Here is a 20,541-nt window from a genome sequence, read left to right on the forward strand (position 1 = left end):
GTAAGGAAAAACATCATGCAAGTTATCAAACACGCTAAATTGTTTAGCACAATCTCTGATGAAGACGCGGCTGATATTAATGGTGGAAATCTCTCATCTGCTGCGAATTATACTACTGTAGCTAAGGAATTTGGTATTGGAGGTTCTGATCTTCTGAACACTACATTACTGTTTACAATTGGCGCAATAAAAGTTGAAAAGTCAGGAGGTTCAGGCTCAGGTTCAGGCTCAGGTTCAGGAGAGTCTGGTGAGGAATAAGTAGGTAGATGCTAATCAACCCAACTATGTAACGAACTGTAAATTACCCAAAACTCTTGGGATTGCTGCGTTCCACTCCGTTCCACTCGCAATGACATAGTTATAAGTTTTCCCACCTACCTACTTAATCGTTTCGTTGCCTCTAGTTAGCTTGTTCATGAAATATGGAGAGATATGTGATCAAGTCTCTCCAACTAAGAATAAAGCGGATCTATGATTACGCTAGGCAAGCTATCATCAAGAAACAGTATTAGTTGTTCAGTCCCTCTTTATCTCTAAAATAAATTAAGTTTTGCGGCAATATTGTAGAGTGGAGGAGACTGAATAATTACTTACCTTTCTAGCTATAAATTAGCGATCAATACCTATTATTCACTTTCTCTCATATTTTTGTTACTAGTACCGCAGGACGGAATTAACAATTAAAAAAGCTTTGTGTAGATTTTTAATTGTTGGGTTATTTATGCCGTTATGTACTAGTTGGAGAATATTGTGTATTGAGTGTTTTTTCTCCTTCTCAATTCTGTGAATTCAACAGAACATATTATGCAAATCATCACTCCCACAAATAAAGAACTGTTCAGCGACATCTCTAATCAAGAATCTGCTAACATTAATGGCGGTGGTCTGCTGACTGCGGCTGCATATATTATCGTTTCAGATCTCATTCCTCAATTAGCAGGTAGTCCTGAACAGGCAAATACAGCTTTGTTATTCACAATAAATGCCATACCAGGACCAGGAGGAAACTACAATAGTCCATAATATTGTCTATATAGGAATCTTTAACTCCAGAAAAAGTAAATATTTTGATTCACTTAAATATTAGCATTCACTTACGTATACTCCCCTGGCTGAACAAATCTTGCTTATTTGTTTCTCAGGGGATTTTTATGACTATTTTGATCTCTTTCTAATTCTGTCTCGGTTACTCCTAACCCTAAAGAAAAGACTTTTATGGCTGATGCTACGCTATCAGCAAGCCTTACATATTTGCTTACTTTAAACTATCAGGATCTATACCAAGCGATCGCAAATGTGCTGCCAAAATTTGTACTTTCTCTCTTTCATCTGCTAACTGCTGTTCCGCTGCAAGAGCTTGATTTTGGATCTTTGTAGCAGCTTCTTCTGGTGTTGGTACTAACTCACCTTCAGATGTAAAATAGCGGAGCTTACCATTAGCCATGCCTAAATATAAATTCAGGACTTTACTCCAAAGCAATCCCTGTTCATTGGCGATAATTTCTTGATATTGATTTCCTACGAGTTTAAACCCCACAAATTCTAAATTTTCGGGACTAAACCAAAAATATTCTGGGGTATGAAAGCGACTTTCATAGAGAACTTTTTTGAGATTGCGGTCAACTTTTGCTGTACTATCTGACAGTAATTCAATAATCAAATCGGGATAACGTCCGTCTTCTTCCCACACAACCCAAGAAGTGCGGGGACGTTTTTCTGTATCTTTGACTAAGAAGAAATCTGGACCCCTAAATTCTCGATTTTTTAACTGTTGACGACTAAAATAAATAGTTAGATTTGCACCAATAAAGAAATCATTTTGATCACGCCATAACCATTCCAAGCTAGTTACTAGCATTAGTAACTGCATATAATGTAAAGAACTTTCCATTTCCGGCTCATCACTTAACAACTGAGTCGCGTCGGGCATTTGTTGTTCTAGCTGTTGGGCTGTAACAAACATAAGAGTATACCTACTTGCTTACTGATTTAATTTTAAGCGATGAGCAATGAAAACTGAGTACCAGATTCCGCTACACTGAGATTTGGATTATTGCATTGTAACTAGATCATGGAAATTGGACAGAAGGTTAAAGTAATTCGTTTGCGCGATCGCGTATCCTCTACTATCGCTCAAAAACTTGGAAAAGTTGGTATTATCGAAGGCTACAAAGTCACTGACGGGGCTGGAATCGGTGTGGTGGTCAAGTTTGACGACAAATCCTCCACCTGGTTTTTTGAAGATGAAATCAAACCAGCTTAGTCAAAACAACTTATAGCAGAGGCTAAGAAGATTGGTTGAGTGCTAAGTTGTAATTGAAAAGATAGGTGATAATTGGAAATTGAGTAATGGCCTTGATACTGACATTTTTGGGCAAAAACGGCATAGCTCGCAGTAAAATAGCGATCGCCGCAGCCATTAGTTTGGCAACACAAGGCAAACGGGTACTCCTAGCAGGACTAGCAGATCCAACATTGCCAATTCTACTCAATACTGCTCTGACTCCTGACCCCCAGGAAATCTCTCCCAATCTGCAAGCAGTACAGTTTCAAGCATCTGTACTGCTCGAACGTAACTGGGACGAAGTGAAAAAATTGGAGGCTCAATACCTCCGTACACCTATTTTTAAAGAGGTTTATGGGCAAGAACTGGTAGCATTACCAGGGATGGACAACGCCCTGGCTCTCAATGCTATTCGTGAATATGATGCCAGTGGCAAATATGACGCGATTATCTATGATGGTACAGGTGACGCTTCCAGCTTGCGAATGTTGGGAATGCCAGAATCTTTAAGTTGGTATGTAAGGCGATTCCGGCAATTGTTTGTTAACTCCGATTTAGGGAAAACAATTACAGAATCTCCCTTTCTTCAACCTTTAATTGGTAGTCTTTTCAATATTAATTGGACTGCTGATAATTTTGCCCAACCGACTAACCAAGTTAATAATTTTCTTGAAGAAGGTAAAGCTGCTTTAGCTAATCCCCAGCGTGTTGCCGCTTTTTTGGTGACAACTTCAGATCCCATTGATGTTGCAAATTCCCGCTATTTGTGGGGAAGCGCCCAACAAATTGGTTTAACTATTGGTGGAGCAATCTTAGTTGCTGGTGGAGAAAATATCAGTTTATCTGAGGAATTTGCACCTCTACCTGTGAGCATAGTTCCTGATGTCTCCAATGGTGAATGGCAACCTCTCATAGATGCTTTACCCAACTTTGTTGAGCAAGCATTACAAGCTAACCAACCAATTGAAATTGACGTACATAATCGCCAAGTACGCTTATTTTTACCTGGTTTTGACAAAAAGCAAGTCAAACTCACCCAGTACGGTCCAGAAGTCACAGTAGAAGCCGGAGATCAAAGACGTAATATCTTCCTCCCCCCGGCTCTCAGTGGTAAACCTGTTACTGGCGCAAAGTTTCAAAATAGTTATTTGATAATTTCGTTTTAGGTGATTGGTAATTGGCAATTATCAATTGTCAATTATCAATTGTCAATTATCCATTACACCTTATGCCTGAATCAACTCCCATTAATCCAAATCCTCAGCCGAATGAGGTTGTAGAATCTACAAATCCAGAAGTTACAATCACAGAAGACCGCAATGCGAAAACTCGGCAATTGCTGGGAATGAAAGGTGCAAGTGCGGGAGAAACTTCTATTTGGAAAATTCGCTTGCAATTGATGAAACCGATTACCTGGATTCCCCTGATTTGGGGTGTAGTCTGCGGTGCGGCTTCTTCTGGAAACTACACTTGGACTTTAGAAAATGTTTTGAAGTCTGCCCTTTGTATGTTGCTTTCGGGTCCATTATTGACTGGTTATACCCAAACCATCAATGATTATTATGACCGGGAAATTGACGCGATTAATGAACCTTATCGTCCCATACCTTCGGGGAGAATTTCTGAAAAGCAAGTAATTAGTCAATTTGTGCTTTTACTATTACTAGGATATGGTGTAGCTTATACCTTAGATTTATGGGCAGGTCATCCAGTTCCTACTGTTTTGCTGTTGTCTGTTTTTGGTAGTTTCATTGCTTATATCTATTCTGCACCACCATTGAAATTGAAACAAAATGGTTGGTTAGGAAATTATGCTTTAGGTGCAAGTTATATTGCTTTACCTTGGTGGGCTGGCCATGCTTTATTTGGAGAATTGAATTGGAAAATTGTGATTCTGACTCTATTTTACAGTTTGGCAGGTTTAGGGATTGCCATTGTCAATGATTTTAAGAGTGTGGAAGGCGATCGCCAATTAGGTTTACAATCATTACCAGTTATGTTTGGGATAAAAACTGCGGCTTTGATTTGTGTAGTCATGATTGACTTATTTCAAGGTTTGGTTGCAGGTTATTTGGTGAGTATTCATGAGAATTTATACGCAGCAATTCTCGTTTTATTAATCATTCCCCAAATCACTTTCCAGGATATGTATTTTCTCCGTGACCCCATAGCGAATGATGTCAAATATCAAGCCAGCGCCCAACCTTTTTTGGTATTGGGAATGTTGGTAACAGGTATTGCATTAGGTCATGCTGGGGTTTAAGTAAGAGGAAGGTTTCGCGCAAAGGCGCTAAGGAGCAAAGACGCAAAGGAAGAAATTCATTATTTTCTGGTTGTTGTCTAAATAGGTTAGGACTTATGTACAAGTCACGGAATAATGAACCACGTTCGCGGAGCGTCCCGAAGGGATAGACACGAAGAACACGAAGGAAAGAGAGTTTGAGAGATATTTTGCGTAAGTCCTATAGGTGAGACTTTTGTAATATATCTTTAGCTAGTGGTAATCAATGAGGGGTTAGGATTTATATTAATTTCTAACTCCTCTGTTGTATTAGTAATTGCCATGTTGAATTTTATATCTTTCCTAATTCAGGGAATACAACCATTTTTAGTGCCAATTTGTTTTGTTATAGCTTGGACTGTGATTATTCTGGTATTTTTGAATTTATGGACAGCAACAAAAGCAACTGTGAAGACTGCTCAAAAAATGCACAAAGTCCCTTGTCATAATTGCCAATTTTTCACTAATAATTACCGTCTTAAATGTACGGTAAATCCTTATGTTGCGAATACCGAAGAAGCGATTGGTTGTAAAGATTATCAATCAAATTAATTTTGGATGTGAGGATTTTTGTATTATGGAAAATAACAGATTTTGGAAAAATGCACTATGCCCAAAATTACCCTAGAAATATCAGAAGAATTATCTCAACAAATAGCACAAATAGGGATAGATACTTTACCAGAATTACTGGCTTTGAGTCTTCAACAATCACCAATACCAACACAAACTTACCAATATATCCTTAATTTTCTTGCTAGTAATCCCACTCCGCAACAAATAGCCGAATTTAAACCCACACCGGAAATGCAAGATAGGTTACGTACTTTGCTAATAAACAGCAAATCAGGTAAACTCACACCCAGGGAATTACAAGAACTGGATGAGTATGAACGCATTGAACATTTAATTGTGATGATTAAAGCTGGTAATTTATCTTGTTTGAGTAGTAGCCTGTGAGTATATCATAAATTACAAATTCATCTCTAACAAAACTTTTAAAACTCCTTTGGTTTTTGCCTTTTCAAAAGCTTCTAAACCTTGAGAAAGGGGATAATGAGCATGAATTAAAGATTGGATATCTACCTTTTCTGTTGCTAATAACTCCAAGGCTGGAACAAAGGGACCACAACGAGAACCAATTAGGGTAATTTCATCTACCACCAAAGAAGAAGCATCTAAACTGAGATTTCCTGCATAAGTGCTTTTTAAGATTAATGTCCCACGCGGACGTAAAGCCCGACGTGCAGTAGAGAATCCTTCGGGATTTCCTGTACAATCAACAGAGATATCAAAATATTTATCAGTGACGCTATCAGCTAAACCAGTTTTAATTCCTCTCGCTGCTAAATGTTCTAATTTATCTTGATGTCTTCCTACTACTAATAATTCACAACCAGTTAAAGCTAAAGTTTGAGCTATTAATTGTCCTAATTTACCATCTCCTACTACCAATACTCGATCATTTTTACATATTTGCATTTGTTCTTGAATTTCTAATGCTGCGGCTATGGGTTCAGTAAAAGTTGCAGCTTCTGTAGAAACATTTTCGGGAACAATATGCAAATTTTCAATAGGTAAAGATAGATATTCTGCAAAAGCACCATTACGGTTAACAATACCTAAAACTGTGCGATTTTCGCAATGAGTTGGTTGTCCCCGAAGACAAAAGCGACAATAACCACAAGCAGCGTTAATTTCACCAACTACTCTTTGATTAATTAACTGTTCTGGACCTTTTTCCACAACACCAACAAACTCATGGCCGATAATGCCAGTATAGGGATAATAACCTTTAATTAATTCTAAATCAGTATTACAAATCCCCGCAGACAAAACCCGCACTAAAGCCTCTCCTGGTGGTGGTTCAGGAATAGGAATATTGGTGCGTAGTTGTAATTGATTATTTTCTAACCAAAGTCCTTTCATAATGTTGTCAATTGTTAGTTATGAAAATTTCATACTTTCTAGAAACGGTGTAAATACCGGAATCAAATCGGAATTACTCACAACCATTGTCGGAAAAGAGCGATCGCTGTAATCCATTCCCGGTGATAATGGAAAAGACTCAGAATTCAGAGATACCCATGTACCTCCAGCAGCTTGAACTATTACCCACGCACCTGCAATATCCCATACCTTTGGTGTCGCTTCAATTCCTCCCAAAACTGCACCAGTTGCGACTGTAAGAAAGTTATAACTAGCAACTCCTAACATTCGCAATTTACAGGGAAAACCCGGTTGAATAATGCCGGTACTGCGAGAACAAAGATTAAAAAAGTGGTTTTTGCTGGGAGCATCACTACTTGTATGAATGGGGTGATGATTTAAAAATGCTCCCGTTGGTGTTGTTAAGCCTGATGAACCCGCCCAAAATCCATGAAAGTCTTGATTTAATGGTGGCGCGTAAACGTAGCCAAAAATGGGTGTTCCTCGATAAAGTAAACCCAGAGAAATAGACCAAATCGGAATTCCTCTTGTAAAGTTGGTTGTACCATCTAAAGGATCAATAACCCAACACCATTCTTTATCAGGAAAAGTCTGGTCACTTTCTTCACTCAAAATACCGTAACCTGAGAAAGTAGAAACAATGGCATCTCGAATTTCTTGATCTGCCCATTTATCTGATTTTGTAACTAAACTACCGTCAGCTTTTTGCGAAGCTTGAACTTGTCCAAAATCCTGCATTAATTGTTTTCCCACTCTGGTAGTGGTAGTTTCAGCAAAGTCTAAAATCGTATCCCAAAAATCGTTCATTTTTATTAGTCAGTTGTTAGTTGTCAGTTGTCAGTTGTCAGTTGTCAGTTGTTAGTTGTCAATTGTCAATTGTCAATTGTCAATTGTCAATTGTCAATTGTCAATTATTAATTAATCTAAATCACTTTCTAAAACAGAAGCTAAAGCTTGTTTAGTATTAGTTTGAAATTCTGTCACATTGACACGATTTAAAAACCAAATTGATATCAACATTCCTGTAGCTTCTAAAGCAAATACTAACCCATAGGCTAATACTAAATTATCTGGTAACAATCTGCGCCCTACATCTAAAAGAGTACCACCAATTACTGTGGCAATTCCTCTAGAAATAGACTGAGCAAGTCCCCAAGCACCAATAAATGTACCTGCGGCTTCAGCAATGGTTAAATCTAGCATTAAACTAACTGCTGCGGTGGTGACAAAACCAGTCGCTAAACCAAATAAAACTAAAGTTGATTTGAGGACAGTTGGATTTGCAGAAAATCCTGAAAAACCCAATAATAAAGCCGCAAATGCAACTAAAATACAACCTAGCTTGATAGTTCTGCGTTTACCTAACCGGGGAACAATGAAAAAACCTGTAACACCATAGGAAATTAATATACCTGTACCATAAAAAACGTTGAGTTTGGTACTTTCCGCTAAAGGCATATTAAAGACTTGTCCCGCATAAGGTTCTAAAATAGGATCTTGCATAAACAAGCTAATAGTCATCACTAATAAAAAAGTGAAAAATAAGCCTGTTTGTGGACTAGCTGTTAAGATTTTCCAAGCACCTCTTAAAGTAATACTATCTTCTCTATTTCCCATATTGGAACGATTAAAGAACCGAGAATATTTTTTTTCAACTCCCACAGTTGCGACAATTGCTAAACAAAAAACTATTCCAGGAACAATTTGAAATAATTTATTAATTGCTGCTTGTAAAGTTTCTAGGGGTGCGTCTGTGGTTAATTGCTGCAATAAGCTAGAACTAATAATTGCTCCAACTATAATCCCTACCATCAACATTGACCAAACAATACCAACAACTTGAGAACGGTTGTCTTCTTCGGAGATATCAACTAATAAAGCTGCAAATGTAGTACCACTAGCACAAATTGCTAATCCATAAACTGCGAAAACTAAACCTAAAACTGCTGTCCAACCAATTGTTTGGGTAGTCCATACCCAGGTATCTCCAATATTAGCGGCATTTAACTGCCACATTACTTGTACCGCTAAAAAGGCAGCGATCGCAAATATTCCTGCTCCTACCCATACATAAGCTGTACGATGATAACCTAACAAGGGTTTAGAATCGGACATTTGTCCAAACAAAATCCGCGTTGGTGCTACAAATGAAGGTAATGCTAACACCAAAGCCACCAATGTAGCGGGAATTGCGATTTCCTGAATCATGACTCGGTTCAGTACCCCCAAAGTCAAGATAGACATCATACTTAACCCCATTTGAAACAATCCTAGCCGGAACATGGTGAAAATGTTGACTTTTGGTAGAGTTAGAGATTGATTTGGGGTATCAAATGTATCGTCAATTGCCATAGTTACTTTTTTGTATGGGTTACAGAATTCAATTTCTAATTTACTTTAAAATTAATCAACGAAATTGACATTATTGGATTATAATCAATATATTAGACATAATTAGTAAAATATTGAATCATCTCAGATTTCATTATTTTAAAATCGCTTTTGCTAGATTGAAAGTATGAATTTGTTTCACGCCCAGACGCAGATACTCAGAGTCTGAGAGATAAAGTTTTTAACGTTTATATTGATTTTGCAAGGGATATAAAGTTTAATTCATATTTTGCAATGTATTAATTAAAAAATCAAAATATCAATTTTAATTATAAATTCTGGCGTTGCTGAATTGAAGTATGAAATTGAAAAATCAAAAATTCTTACTCTCTGAGACTCTGCGCCTCTGCGTGAGATAAAATCATATTTTTATAGAGAACAGCTATAAATCAAAAAAGGTGGGAATTACCCACCCTGTATTTACTCAGCAAACACACTAGCAAAAAAGTCCAAAGTCTCCTTCAAAGCCTTAATGAAAACATCAATTTCTTCACGAGTATTGTAAAAAGATAAACTTACTCGTGCAGTTCCCGCTAAACTTAAATAACGGTGTAGTGGTTGTGTACAATGATGTCCAGAACGTATGGCCACACCTTCTTGATCTAACAAAGTTGCTAAATCATTAGCGTGAACATCTTCTGCTGTAAAAGCTGCTAATGCGGCTCTACCTTCCCCTTCAGCATTAGGTTTTGGTCCGTAGATTCTGATTTGGGGTATTTGCGCTAATTGCGCGAATAAATAGGCAGTTAATTCAGCTTCATAAGCATGGATTTTATCCATACCAATATTAGTAAGATAATCTATTGCTGTCCCAAGTGCGATCGCTTCCCCAATAGCCGGAGTACCAGCTTCAAATTTATGGGGTAATTCTGCATAGGTGGAATGGTCTAAAAATACCTCTGCAATCATCTCACCACCACCGAAAAATGGCGGCATTGCTTCTAGTAATTCCAGCTTACCATATAAAAAGCCAATACCAGTGGGAGCGCACATTTTATGTCCAGAAGCTACCAACCAATCACAGTCAATTTCTTGGACATCAATAGGCATATGGGGGACACTTTGGCAAGCATCAAGTAAGAATTTCGCACCGTATCTGTGAGCAATTTCAGCTATTTCTTTGGCTGGATTTATACAACCCAAAGTATTAGAAACATGAACGATAGACACCAGTTTTGTTTTCTCAGAAATCAGAGTTTTAAACTGTTCTAAATCAAAAGTTTCTTCGGTCGTCAATTCCACAAACTTCAATATTGCGCCTGTTTTTTGGGCGACAAATTGCCAAGGAACAATATTACTATGATGTTCCATTACCGAGAGAATAATTTCATCTCCTGGCTGTAAATTGCCCATTCCCCAACTGTAAGCAACTAAGTTAATTGCTTCACTAGCATTGCGAGTGTAAACAATTTCTTGACGTGATTTCGCATTAATAAAATTAGCAACTTTATCCCGTGCGGCTTCATAAGCATCTGTTGCTTTTGCACTTAGAGAATGTGCGCCACGGTGGACATTAGAATTATATTGTTCGTAATAATCACGCCAAGCATTTAATACAACTAAAGGCTTTTGAGAAGTAGCCGCATTATCGAGATAAACCAGGGGTTTACCGTGAACTTCCTGATGTAAAATTGGGAAGTCAGCGCGAACTTTATCACCGAGAGATTTGGTAGAAGTGATGACCATTTTGTAGAAGAAGTTCAGAATAATATCTATAATTTAGAAAGTTCGTAGTTAGGACTTTAGTCCTAAAAATTATGCATTTGAGCGATAAATCGCTCACTACGAACTAGCAGAAAAACCACAATTACTTATTCGTGAGACTTGTGACAGTTCTCAACAAACTTTCTCGCAAAGAAGCAACAGGGATAAAGTTAATAATTTCCGTTGCGAAAGCATTAACTAATAACTTGCGGGCATCATTTTCATCAATACCGCGACTTTGCAGGTAGAATATTTCATTATCCTCCAACTGACTGACAGTAGCACCGTGAGCGCATTTAACATTATCAGCAGTGATTTCTAATTGAGGTTTGGTATCAATTCTCGACTTAGATGATAACAGCAAATTGCGGTTTAATTGAGATGCGTCAGTTAACTGCGCCAGTTTAGGAACAAAAACCTTACCATTAAATACACCATGAGCGCGATCGCCTATAATGCACTTATGTAACTGTTTACTCACACCATGAGGATGATTTAAAGATAAAGCACTGTGAGTATCAGCCAACTGACTATCAGCAATCACAGTCAACCCATTCAGCGTCGTTTCCGTTTGCTCACCAGTTTGCAAAATCTCCAAATTGTGACGTGATATTTTTCCACCAACCGTCACCGCATTACAATGATAACGACTATATCGCGCCTGAGTAACAGCAGTTTTTCCAACATGAAAAGCCGCTGCACCTTCCCGCACAATTCTATTGTGACTCACCTGAGCATTTTCATTTACCCAAATTTCCGTAACACCATTGGTGAAGTAAACACCCTCATTTTGTGAAAATGAAATATACTCTTCTATTAAAGTGACTTGAGAATTATTTTCAGCCACTACTAAAACACGAGGTTGGGAAATAGTCGCAAACTCACCCGAAACAGAAACAAATAGTAAATGAATGGGAGTTTCAACCACCACATTTTTACTAACCCATACTACCGCGACATCATTTAAAGCCGCAGTATTCAGAGCAGTAAAAACTTCCTTCTCACCTTCAGCTTGCGCTAAATATTCCCGAACAACCTCACCAGGTAAAATATCCAAATTACCAACAATTAAACCCGCAGGTAAATTTTCAGTATTAGATAAATGAGGTGCATAAACACCATTTACAAAAACTAAACGTTGAGAAACTTCAGGTAAAACAAAATCTTCAACAGACGTTTCATTAAACGTCCCTAAATTAAAATCTACCTTTTTTAGTGCTGATAAATCAGTAAAACGCCATTCTTCCTCGCGGGTATTGGGGATAACAGAATGACGAACCCAATTAACAGCACCGTCGCGCAAATCTTGTAACCAACCATCTGATTTTGTTGTAGTTACCCGACTTAACAAATCACTTAAAAAAGCATCTCTATCTAATAGAGACTCAGGAATAGAAGTAAGAGAAACTGGAATAGACATTACACACCCACTCCCAAAGCTTCCTCTAGAACCCAATCATAACCGCGAGATTCTAACTCCAACGCCAACTCCTTACCACCACTTCTAATAATTTGTCCCTGCGCCATAACGTGAACAAAATCAGGAACAATATAATCGAGAAGACGCTGATAGTGAGTAATCATAATTGTGGCGTTTTCAGCATTAGTTAACTGATTCACCCCATTAGCAACAATTTTCAGAGCGTCAATATCTAAACCCGAATCAGTTTCATCTAAAATAGCTAACTTTGGTTCTAAAATCGCCATTTGCAGAATTTCATTCCGCTTCTTTTCTCCACCAGAAAAACCCTCATTCACACTGCGGTTAAGAAAAGAAGAATTCATCTTCACAATATCCAACTTTTCCTCAACCAAATCATCAAAATCGAAAGCGTCAACTTCCTCCAACCCCTGAGCCTTTCTCCGAGAATTATAAGCCACCCGGAGAAAATCCAAATTACTAACACCAGGAATTTCCAGAGGATATTGAAAAGCTAAAAACACACCACCTCTAGCCCTTTCCTCCGCTCCCATTTCCAAAAGATTTTGTCCTTGGAAAACCACCTCACCACCAGTCACAGTATAAGCTGGATGTCCCGCCAAAACCTTAGAAAACGTACTTTTTCCAGAACCATTAGGTCCCATAATCGCGTGAATTTCTCCAGCCCGAACTTCCAAATTTAACCCCTTCAAAATCGGAGTTTCATCAACATTAGCCGTCAAATCCTTAACCGACAAAATCAAATCACTATTCTCAACAATCATCTTCTCTTCCTTCTTATCTTCTTTCTTCGCTTCCTTCGTGTCTTCGTGGTTCATTAAAAAAAGAACCTCAACGAAAACAGATCAACCAACACTACCTTCCAACTTCAGACTCAACAACTTATCAGCCTCAACAGCAAACTCCATAGGAAGCTGATTAAAAACATCCTTACAGAAACCGCTAATCATCATCGAAATAGCATCTTCCGAAGAAATACCACGTTGAGCAAAAAAGAACAATTGATCTTCACCAATTTTAGAAGTAGAAGCCTCATGCTCAACCTTCCCAGTATTATTCTGAACTTGAATATAAGGAAAAGTATTCGCTTGAGCATTATCACCAATTAACATCGAATCACATTGAGAATAATTTCTCGCACCCTTAGCAGTAGGATTAATCTTCACCAAACCACGGTAACTATTACTAGATTTACCAGCAGAAATTCCCTTAGAAATAATTGTACTGCGAGTATTTTTACCAACGTGAATCATCTTACTACCAGTATCGGCTTGCTGCATATTATTTGTTAATGCAACAGAGTAAAATTCACCGACGGAATTATCACCAACCAAGACGCAACTAGGATACTTCCAAGTAATAGCTGAACCTGTTTCTACTTGAGTCCAAGAAATCTTAGAATTGACACCTTGACACAAACCACGTTTAGTCACAAAGTTGTAAATTCCGCCTTTACCATTAACATCACCAGCGTACCAGTTCTGCACAGTAGAATATTTAATTTCCGCATTATCTAAAGCCACCAATTCCACAACCGCAGCGTGTAATTGGTTGCTGTCGTACATAGGTGCTGTACAACCTTCTAAATAAGAAACATAACTCCCTTCGTCGGCGACAATTAAAGTCCGTTCAAACTGTCCTGTATCACCGGAATTAATGCGGAAATAAGTTGACAATTCCATTGGACATTTTAGTCCTTTAGGAATATAAACGAAAGAACCATCACTAAATACAGCCGCATTTAAAGCTGCAAAATAATTATCAGCAATAGGAACAACGCTACCCAAATATTTTTTAATTAGTTCTGGGTGTTCTTGTAGAGCTTCCGAAAAAGAACAGAAGATTACGCCTTCTTTAGCCAGTTTTTCTTTATATGTAGTGGCGACAGAAACACTATCAAAAATCGCATCAACAGCAACATTAGTTAATCGCTTTTGTTCATTTAAAGGAATACCTAATTTAGCAAAGGTTTCCAATAAAGTGGGATCAACTTCATCTAAACTATTGAGCTTTGCTTTTTTTTGTTTCGGTGCAGAATAATAAATAATATCCTGATAATTAATAGGCGGATATTTGACATGAGGCCAAGTTGGTTCTGTCATTTTCAGCCATTGATGATAAGCGCGGAGACGATATTCCAACATGAATTCCGGCTCATTCTTTTTGGCGGAAATCAGGCGAATAACATCTTCGCTTAACCCACGAGGGATAGTATCGGCTTCAATATCGGTAACAAAGCCGTACTTGTAAGGTTGGTTGACTAAGGTGGTGACGGATGCGCTCATCGTTTCTTCTGTGTTCTCTTTAAAGGACGGCCGACGGGTTGCATGACGCTGACTCCCGTTTTGTGTTACCGATCGCTAACAGGACTGCTAGAATAGGTTTAACGACTAAAACAACTCGGCTGTTGTTTAATCTATTTTCATTGTACGATAGATTAACAACAACAATGTTGTTTAAGTCAAATTTTCAGAAAAAATTTTTTGGGACGTTTGCGAAGCGTCTAATAAAGAAGATGACGACTACACAGCAGACTTCAACGAAGCAAGATATTTTAGAGTATTTATTGAAACACTCACAAGCAACGGCTGTTGAGTTGGCTAACTCTTTTGATGTCAGTCCCCAAGCGATTCGCCGCCATTTAAAGGATTTGGAGACGGATGAACTAGTTATATACTCAGTATCAGAACAGCCGAGTATGGGCAGACCACAGCACGTTTATCACTTGAGTAGGCGAGGAAGACAACATTTACAAAAAAGCGTTAATTACTTAAATGATAGTTATGGCGATTTTGCTGTTTCTCTTCTGGACACCTTAGCGGAAACGGTGGGACGTGATCAAGTAAAATCTATTTTACGGAAACAGTGGGAACGCAAAGCCCAGGAATATCGGGAACGGGTGGGTAATGGTTCTTTGCAGGAACGAGTAGCAAATTTGGTAGAATTGCGAAAGGCTGAAGGTTTTATGGCGGAGTTTCACGCTATGGAATCAGATCCTAATGGTGCGGAGAGATTCATTTTTATGGAACATACCTGCGCTATTTCTAATGTTGCTGAATCTTTTCCTAGTGTTTGTGGTCATGAATTAGAAATGTTTGCGGCTATTTTACCTGATTGTACTGTAGAACGGACTCACTCGCTGATTCATGGTGAACATCGTTGTGGTTATTTGGTTCAAAAAAGTTAGAAGATGGGATAAAAATTATTGAACGCAGATAAACGCAGATAGACGCAGATAAAGTGTGAATTTTTGGATTTTATGGATATTTAACCAAAAAATTATTAGCACAATTTATCTAAAGTTTATCAACTAGAGATTGGCGTTTAATTTGATATTCTTCTTCTGTGATGATTCCCTCTTCAAATATTTCTTTTAATACTCTTAATCCCTTAGCTGCTTCTACAGTAAGATTTTGCGTTTTTTTAGGTTTTTCCACTATTAGTATTCTTCTTTTTGATCTTCTACTGGGATTATCTGTACGCAATTTTTCCATAAATTTAGGTACATCTATCAATTTAGGTAAATCTTCCACTTGTCTAATATTATCCCAATCAATAACTGCAACCCAAATATTCTCTTCTGGAGAATGTTTAACTATTCCTTCAATTTCTAAATCTTCGCTATAAAAAGTTAGTTTTTGACCATCTTGTAATTCAATTTTTTGACGTGCTAAATCTTCAATTGTGCCAATACAATTTAAACGTAGCCGTTCTTCTTCATCAGCATTATTAAAGTCTGCAAAAACTCTCAATTGTTTATTCAAAATTTGTTGGTTATTATTGTCCTGAGAATAGAAAGGTGTATTTTTTTATCCTTACATTTAATAGATAAAATTAACGCTTCAAAATTATCTCAATTCCCTTTTGTATTTGTATCAGTTCTTGACGCTGATTTTCTATCCAATCTTTCTCAGCTTGACGTTGTTCTGATGTTTCTTGCTGATAACGGTTTTGGATTTCTAAAAAGTCATTGTAAAATAACATTGCTTGTTCAATTGCGTCATTTATTAACCTCCACAACTCATCAAAAATAGCTACAACTATCTTTTCCAGGTTTTCAGATACTTTCTTATAGGCTTGAGTAAACTGTTCTTGACTGATTGCTAAAGCTGCTTGTTTCGCTAAATCTTGAGGAGTATTTCTTATATAATCTATCCGAATATTAACTTTATATACATAAAAATCATTACCAAATACTCTTTCTACTAAGTTCTCTAATGATTCACTAATTGAATTGATTAGATTATTTATTTTGCTTTTCTTGACTGTATCTAACTGATTGGCACATTTTTCAATAACTGGCAATCTGGGTATAAATTCATGAATGATTAACAATATGTTTTGTGATAAAATTGTTTCAATCTCACCTAGTTGTAATTGTATAGCAGAATCAAAATTTTTAATTATTTGTGATTCTCTAGCAAAATCAAAATTTTTAATTATTTGTAATTCTCTAGCAAAATCAAAAATATTTACTCCATTCTTATTTTTACTTTTATCATCTACAAAAAAATCTCTTGTTAATTTTTCAACTCTTGCTAACCAAGATTTTTTCACGACTTCTAAGGTTTCTAACTTAGATTGATTATATAAATTACTAATTCTAACAGAAAACCCACTCCAATCACCTATTTCTTCCCATATTTCCGCAGTGGGTACTACCATTATTCTTTGTTTGCTATCCCAAACATCTCTAGCATGATCTACATCACAAAAACAATTGTCAACTAAATCCTTGAGTTTCGTAGCTGACTGTTTTAATTCTGCAATACACGGTTTCACTGATTTATTAAGTTTATCTGCTGATTCCTTGATTTCCTTGGAATTATCTTCACATTTGATGATTTCTTCAGATGAATTGATCACACCTTGCAATGTTTTGTAATAGAAATTCATAATTAACTACACAAATTTACTTTTAGTCTGCTTTATACCAGTAGTGCTACTAGAGATAGTTTAACAAGGAGTCTAGTATTTTTACTACTATTTATAATATACTAAATTCAAACCTCAATTATTTTTAAGAAAAAATACGGTTTTGTGTGTAAGTAGTATAAAAGCTATACTATAAAAGAAATTTTTATCATCCCCAGTATGCTGTTTGAGTTTGTCCCTGAAATTGAAGCTGGAATTAAATCTGGTATCTATGAAGTAGTTTCAAAATCCTCTGGAGAATTACTAGGTATAGCAAGAAATAAAGCAACAGGTAAGATTGTTGCTCACGCAGTGGGTGTAATTATAGATCAATCCGCAAGTATCAATCCTCTCACTGTTCCAGTAGATGTCATTATGGGTGGGTTGCAAATGCTGCAAACCCATCGAGGATTCCAAAAAACTTACAAAATGCTGGATACTCTTCAAAACAGCGTGGGAGTTTTACAAACTACTACATCTTTAATTGGTGTTGGGGTAGTAGGAGGTACGGTGTTATCAGCAGTTAATCTATATCAGACTCTCAAATTACGCAAGCAAGTAGAATTACTACATTTAGAAGTAAAAAATGGTTTTCTTGATTTAAAGGAAACTTTAAAATATGAAGGGGAAGAAGTCAGAAAACGAATTGATGAAGTTGCAGTAGATATCAAATTTCATGCACACCAATTAATTTTAATGCAAGCTTATGGACAGTTTCAACAAGCATTGCAATCACTTAAAACAGCATTTTTAATTGAAGATTCAAATATTAGAAATAATACTTTAGGTTGGGTAATCAACACATTAAATAATTCTTTATCTAGCTATAAAAATCCGGCCATTTTATCTGACACCTGTGCTGCGGGATATCTCAGAAGAATGGAATGTGCTTGGGCAATTGAGCAAACAATAGCTTTAACATATCAATTACAACATCAATATGATGCTGTATATCATCAGCTTGATTTTCTGCAAAATCAAATTCGTAAAGATTGCCTAACTGTAATTGATAAATGTGAATCAGAAGCAGAATTAGATTTTATATTCCCAGAAATATCTTGTATTCTCAATAATGATTTAGCTGTATTATCATCTTGGCAAGATCATGTAGATTGGATTAAAAATTTACCTGCAAGTGAAAGAAAACTTTTAGCAAGTTCTGATTTGGGAAATAGTGATAGTTTGGAAACTAAAACAGATTCAGAAATTGTACAAGAACCAAAAGAATTGGTATTTTATCAAGAGTTAAAAAATAAATCTCATTATTTATCACTACGGGATCAGTTAAGGTTTATCATTGAGCCTAAATTACGTAAAGAATATGAATCTTATATAACTGAGCAAGCAACCAATTCTGGATATAATGGTTTAGTAGCTGGAAATTGGCAAGAAATAGCAGATTTAACTTTAGCTAATCTTTATTGGTATTTTCAAGATAAAAGTAAAACAGTAGGTGCATGAATCATTAAAATTGCGATCGCACAAAAATAAAGCGTATTTTAGATTTATGAGGTACGTTTATCAATTCTTCCCAATATTGGCAAATCGCTAAACCTGCAATTTAGATCCCCGACTTCTTTTATAAATTATCATTATTTACAAAAGATTAAAGTAAGAAGTCGGGGATTTGTCGTTTGTGTTATAATAAAAATCGAACATTCTTAACTTTATTAGAAAACTATCTCAATGACAAACCAAACCATGAAAAACAAAGAATTTTATGTAGTAATTGAAAGAGATGAAGATGGTATATATATTGGTGAAGTTCCTCAACTAAAAGCCTGTTATAGTCAAGGAGAAACTATTAATGAACTAATGAAAAATATTAAAGAAGTAATTGAAATGTGTTTAGAAGAACTAGAAGAGGAATCAATAACTGAATTTATTGGTGTGCAAAAAGTAGTATTATCATAACTAAATTGCCAACAATTACAGGAGAAGAACTGATTGCTGCATTAGAAAAAGCAGGTTTTTATATAGTCAGACAAAAGGGAAGTCATGTAAGAATGAAACATGAAAATAATCGAATTGTTTCTATTCCTTCTCATAGTGGTAAAACTATTGGAAAAGGTTTATTAGTAAAAATAATTCGAGATGCAGATTTAACTAAAGATGAACTGATAGAATTTTTAAATTAGTTCTTCGGCATTTTATACAGGTTGTGCAATTTGATTTAAATTAATATCCTCAATTACAGGAATATCTAACCCTAACTGTAAACATAATCACATCCAAAAATCACAAGCAGAATTTCCCTTTGCACATCCCCGCTATTGGTCTGCTTTTATTGCTCACGGATTACAATAATATGATTTAATATTAGAAAGGCAGTTTCGTAATTAAACGGATCTTTGAATTTTATGGATATCGCACCTAATCAATCATCTACCCAATTTTTATCTTCAGAAGAATCAGCCCAAGTTGACGCAGCTTTGTTATCTTCTCCGGAAAAGTTTTTAACTAGATTGACTATTTCTTCTTTGAGAATTTTACAACATATTGCCAAGGAATATGAAGTTCCTATTGAGGAGTTAACCACAAAACAAATTATTACTTGGTTTGAAATAGATGCCAAAGTTAGGCGGGAATATGGAGTTGAGGAAGCGTTTTTGAAGTGGTAGTTAATGATTCGTAATTTTTTAAATAATAAAAAAGCACTTTCCTCAAGTGCTTAATAAATTAATTGATTTTTATAGCTAGTACATAATGGCGTAAGTAAACTAACGATTAAAAATTAGGAAAAAGCTTATGTAATCTGCTTTTTTAATTTTTAATTCCGCCCTGCGGTACTAGTTATCAAGAATTGTAATTGTTAGTTCTAGAAGGGGTACGCGCACCTGCTACTGCTCCGATTAAGGAAGCAACTAAACCTAAGAGAGAACCAAAGACAAACCACCACAAAGTTCTCGAAGTTGCAGCCGCAATTTCACGGGTCTGTTCAGCAGTCAAGGCGGGTACATTCGGCGTTACCAAAGTGCCTTGTAGCTGTAGTTGATTAATAAGATCTGCTGCACTATAAGCAGCTACACCAAAAGCACCTAATACTCCATTTGCTAATAGAAAGGAGCTAAATGCTAGAGTTGTTGCCCAAAGAATTGCACCATTTAGTAGTGCTGTATCTTTGTGCATTGGACCACAAGCACGGGTTGTTATCCAACCGCCAATAAATAGGGACAATAGTAAAGCAAGTGTTGACCAAATTCCAACATTACTAATAATATTAGGGGTAATTGTTCTCGGTGCGAAGGATTCAGCAATTGTTTCTGTACCCAGGGCGCTAAAAAAGGAACTCAAGATTAGTTGAGTTGCTAAAGCTACTAACACACCAGAAATAATAGGACCCCACCGCACACGGTCCCGATATTCAGTGACTCGACTAGCTACCAAAGACTCAGGAGGACTAATTTCCTCACCTACCCGATTTACGTATGACATAGCTATTTTTCTCCCTTGCTATTGCAGCAAAGTTGCTCAGGTATTGTATATTTTTCGAGAAAAAACCCTGGTTGGGAATTTTTTCTTCTCAACGCTCTTTTTTATGCTTATGTTTAAAATTAAATCGCTAATTATGATTTT

The 20,541-nt window shown here is 36.5% G+C and carries 23 protein-coding genes; 12 read left to right on the forward strand and 11 right to left on the reverse strand.

The features are described 5' to 3' along the window. Nucleotides 1-15: 15 nt before the first annotated feature. Both FJR38_RS12905 and FJR38_RS12910 read left to right on the forward strand, forming a co-directional pair. Nucleotides 16-258, forward strand: a complete 243-nt coding sequence (locus FJR38_RS12905) for a hypothetical protein (RefSeq protein WP_168537428.1) — start codon at nucleotides 16-18, stop codon at nucleotides 256-258. Between the two features lie 546 nt (nucleotides 259-804). Next, a complete protein-coding gene (locus FJR38_RS12910) occupies nucleotides 805-1,023 on the forward strand; it encodes a hypothetical protein (RefSeq protein ID WP_168494613.1) in 219 nt (72 codons plus the stop codon). A gap of 232 nt (nucleotides 1,024-1,255) precedes the next feature. Here FJR38_RS12910 and FJR38_RS12915 read toward each other — a convergent pair whose 3' ends face one another. After that, entirely contained in the window at nucleotides 1,256-1,963 is a 708-nt protein-coding gene (locus FJR38_RS12915; protein WP_168537430.1) for a Uma2 family endonuclease, read from the reverse strand. 108 nt (nucleotides 1,964-2,071) lie between these two features. Here FJR38_RS12915 and FJR38_RS12920 point away from each other — a divergent pair, with 108 nt between their 5' ends. The 5 genes from FJR38_RS12920 (at nucleotide 2,072) to FJR38_RS12940 (ending at nucleotide 5,525) form a co-directional block, all read left to right on the forward strand. Further along, on the forward strand, nucleotides 2,072-2,263 hold the full coding sequence (locus FJR38_RS12920; protein WP_168494617.1) for a DUF2862 domain-containing protein: 192 nt from the start codon (nucleotides 2,072-2,074) through the stop codon (nucleotides 2,261-2,263). Between the two features lie 86 nt (nucleotides 2,264-2,349). Beyond that, nucleotides 2,350-3,450, forward strand: coding sequence for an ArsA family ATPase (locus FJR38_RS12925; RefSeq protein WP_168537432.1), 1,101 nt, complete (start codon nucleotides 2,350-2,352; stop codon nucleotides 3,448-3,450). Nucleotides 3,451-3,512: 62 nt separating this feature from the next. Then, nucleotides 3,513-4,547, forward strand: a complete 1,035-nt coding sequence (gene chlG, locus FJR38_RS12930; RefSeq protein WP_168537434.1) for a chlorophyll synthase ChlG — start codon at nucleotides 3,513-3,515, stop codon at nucleotides 4,545-4,547. A gap of 300 nt (nucleotides 4,548-4,847) precedes the next feature. Beyond that, nucleotides 4,848-5,117: a hypothetical protein gene (locus FJR38_RS12935; RefSeq protein WP_168537718.1), complete on the forward strand. Its 270-nt coding sequence runs from the start codon at nucleotides 4,848-4,850 to the stop codon at nucleotides 5,115-5,117. Nucleotides 5,118-5,174: 57 nt separating this feature from the next. Continuing rightward, nucleotides 5,175-5,525: a hypothetical protein gene (locus FJR38_RS12940; protein WP_168537436.1), complete on the forward strand. Its 351-nt coding sequence runs from the start codon at nucleotides 5,175-5,177 to the stop codon at nucleotides 5,523-5,525. Nucleotides 5,526-5,537: 12 nt separating this feature from the next. Here the strand turns inward: FJR38_RS12940 and FJR38_RS12945 are convergent, their stop codons facing one another. The 7 genes from FJR38_RS12945 to sufB form a co-directional block, all read right to left on the reverse strand. Beyond that, nucleotides 5,538-6,494, reverse strand: a complete 957-nt coding sequence (locus FJR38_RS12945) for an alcohol dehydrogenase catalytic domain-containing protein (protein ID WP_168537438.1) — start codon at nucleotides 6,492-6,494, stop codon at nucleotides 5,538-5,540. Between the two features lie 18 nt (nucleotides 6,495-6,512). After that, the gene (locus tag FJR38_RS12950) at nucleotides 6,513-7,322 is read right to left on the reverse strand and encodes an inositol monophosphatase family protein (RefSeq protein ID WP_168537439.1); all 810 of its coding nucleotides are present in this window, start codon (nucleotides 7,320-7,322) and stop codon (nucleotides 6,513-6,515) included. 111 nt (nucleotides 7,323-7,433) lie between these two features. Then, complete coding sequence (locus FJR38_RS12955; RefSeq protein WP_168537440.1) at nucleotides 7,434-8,867, reverse strand: BCD family MFS transporter; 1,434 nt, start codon at nucleotides 8,865-8,867, stop codon at nucleotides 7,434-7,436. A 459-nt stretch (nucleotides 8,868-9,326) separates the two neighbouring features. Further along, entirely contained in the window at nucleotides 9,327-10,592 is a 1,266-nt protein-coding gene (locus FJR38_RS12960; protein ID WP_168537441.1) for a cysteine desulfurase, read from the reverse strand. Between the two features lie 121 nt (nucleotides 10,593-10,713). Then, nucleotides 10,714-12,030 carry a Fe-S cluster assembly protein SufD gene (gene sufD / locus FJR38_RS12965; RefSeq protein WP_168537442.1) on the reverse strand — a complete coding sequence of 439 codons (1,317 nt, stop codon included), beginning with the start codon at nucleotides 12,028-12,030 and terminating at the stop codon, nucleotides 10,714-10,716. Beyond that, the gene (gene sufC, locus FJR38_RS12970; RefSeq protein ID WP_168537720.1) at nucleotides 12,030-12,815 is read right to left on the reverse strand and encodes a Fe-S cluster assembly ATPase SufC; all 786 of its coding nucleotides are present in this window, start codon (nucleotides 12,813-12,815) and stop codon (nucleotides 12,030-12,032) included. The genes sufD and sufC overlap by 1 nt, the downstream gene beginning before the upstream one ends. An 81-nt stretch (nucleotides 12,816-12,896) precedes the next feature. Continuing rightward, entirely contained in the window at nucleotides 12,897-14,336 is a 1,440-nt protein-coding gene (sufB, locus tag FJR38_RS12975) for a Fe-S cluster assembly protein SufB (RefSeq protein WP_168537443.1), read from the reverse strand. A gap of 230 nt (nucleotides 14,337-14,566) precedes the next feature. Between sufB and sufR the strand changes: the two genes are divergently transcribed. Further along, on the forward strand, nucleotides 14,567-15,238 hold the full coding sequence (gene sufR / locus FJR38_RS12980) for an iron-sulfur cluster biosynthesis transcriptional regulator SufR (protein ID WP_168537444.1): 672 nt from the start codon (nucleotides 14,567-14,569) through the stop codon (nucleotides 15,236-15,238). 109 nt (nucleotides 15,239-15,347) lie between these two features. Here sufR and FJR38_RS28505 read toward each other — a convergent pair whose 3' ends face one another. Together FJR38_RS28505 and FJR38_RS12990 are read right to left on the reverse strand one after the other, a co-directional pair. Continuing rightward, on the reverse strand, nucleotides 15,348-15,815 hold the full coding sequence (locus FJR38_RS28505; protein WP_254449450.1) for a hypothetical protein: 468 nt from the start codon (nucleotides 15,813-15,815) through the stop codon (nucleotides 15,348-15,350). 70 nt (nucleotides 15,816-15,885) lie between these two features. After that, the gene (locus FJR38_RS12990; protein ID WP_168537445.1) at nucleotides 15,886-16,947 is read right to left on the reverse strand and encodes a hypothetical protein; all 1,062 of its coding nucleotides are present in this window, start codon (nucleotides 16,945-16,947) and stop codon (nucleotides 15,886-15,888) included. Nucleotides 16,948-17,145: 198 nt separating this feature from the next. Here FJR38_RS12990 and FJR38_RS12995 point away from each other — a divergent pair, with 198 nt between their 5' ends. From FJR38_RS12995 to FJR38_RS13010, 4 genes are all read left to right on the forward strand, one after another. Next, on the forward strand, nucleotides 17,146-18,426 hold the full coding sequence (locus FJR38_RS12995) for a hypothetical protein (protein ID WP_168537447.1): 1,281 nt from the start codon (nucleotides 17,146-17,148) through the stop codon (nucleotides 18,424-18,426). Nucleotides 18,427-18,651: 225 nt separating this feature from the next. Next, nucleotides 18,652-18,879, forward strand: coding sequence for a type II toxin-antitoxin system HicB family antitoxin (locus tag FJR38_RS13000; protein WP_217360020.1), 228 nt, complete (start codon nucleotides 18,652-18,654; stop codon nucleotides 18,877-18,879). Next, nucleotides 18,876-19,103 (forward strand): type II toxin-antitoxin system HicA family toxin, encoded by a 228-nt coding sequence (locus FJR38_RS13005; RefSeq protein ID WP_168537722.1) that lies wholly within the window; start codon nucleotides 18,876-18,878, stop codon nucleotides 19,101-19,103. Before FJR38_RS13000 ends, FJR38_RS13005 begins: the two co-directional genes overlap by 4 nt. A gap of 222 nt (nucleotides 19,104-19,325) precedes the next feature. Then, entirely contained in the window at nucleotides 19,326-19,586 is a 261-nt protein-coding gene (locus FJR38_RS13010; protein WP_168498553.1) for a hypothetical protein, read from the forward strand. A gap of 175 nt (nucleotides 19,587-19,761) precedes the next feature. On the opposite strand, the gene FJR38_RS13015 is transcribed toward FJR38_RS13010, so the two are convergent. Then, a complete protein-coding gene (locus FJR38_RS13015) occupies nucleotides 19,762-20,400 on the reverse strand; it encodes a hypothetical protein (protein ID WP_168537449.1) in 639 nt (212 codons plus the stop codon). Nucleotides 20,401-20,541: the final 141 nt, after the last annotated feature.

Source organism: Anabaena sp. UHCC 0253 (assembly GCF_009712085.1).
GTDB lineage: Bacteria > Cyanobacteriota > Cyanobacteriia > Cyanobacteriales > Nostocaceae > Dolichospermum.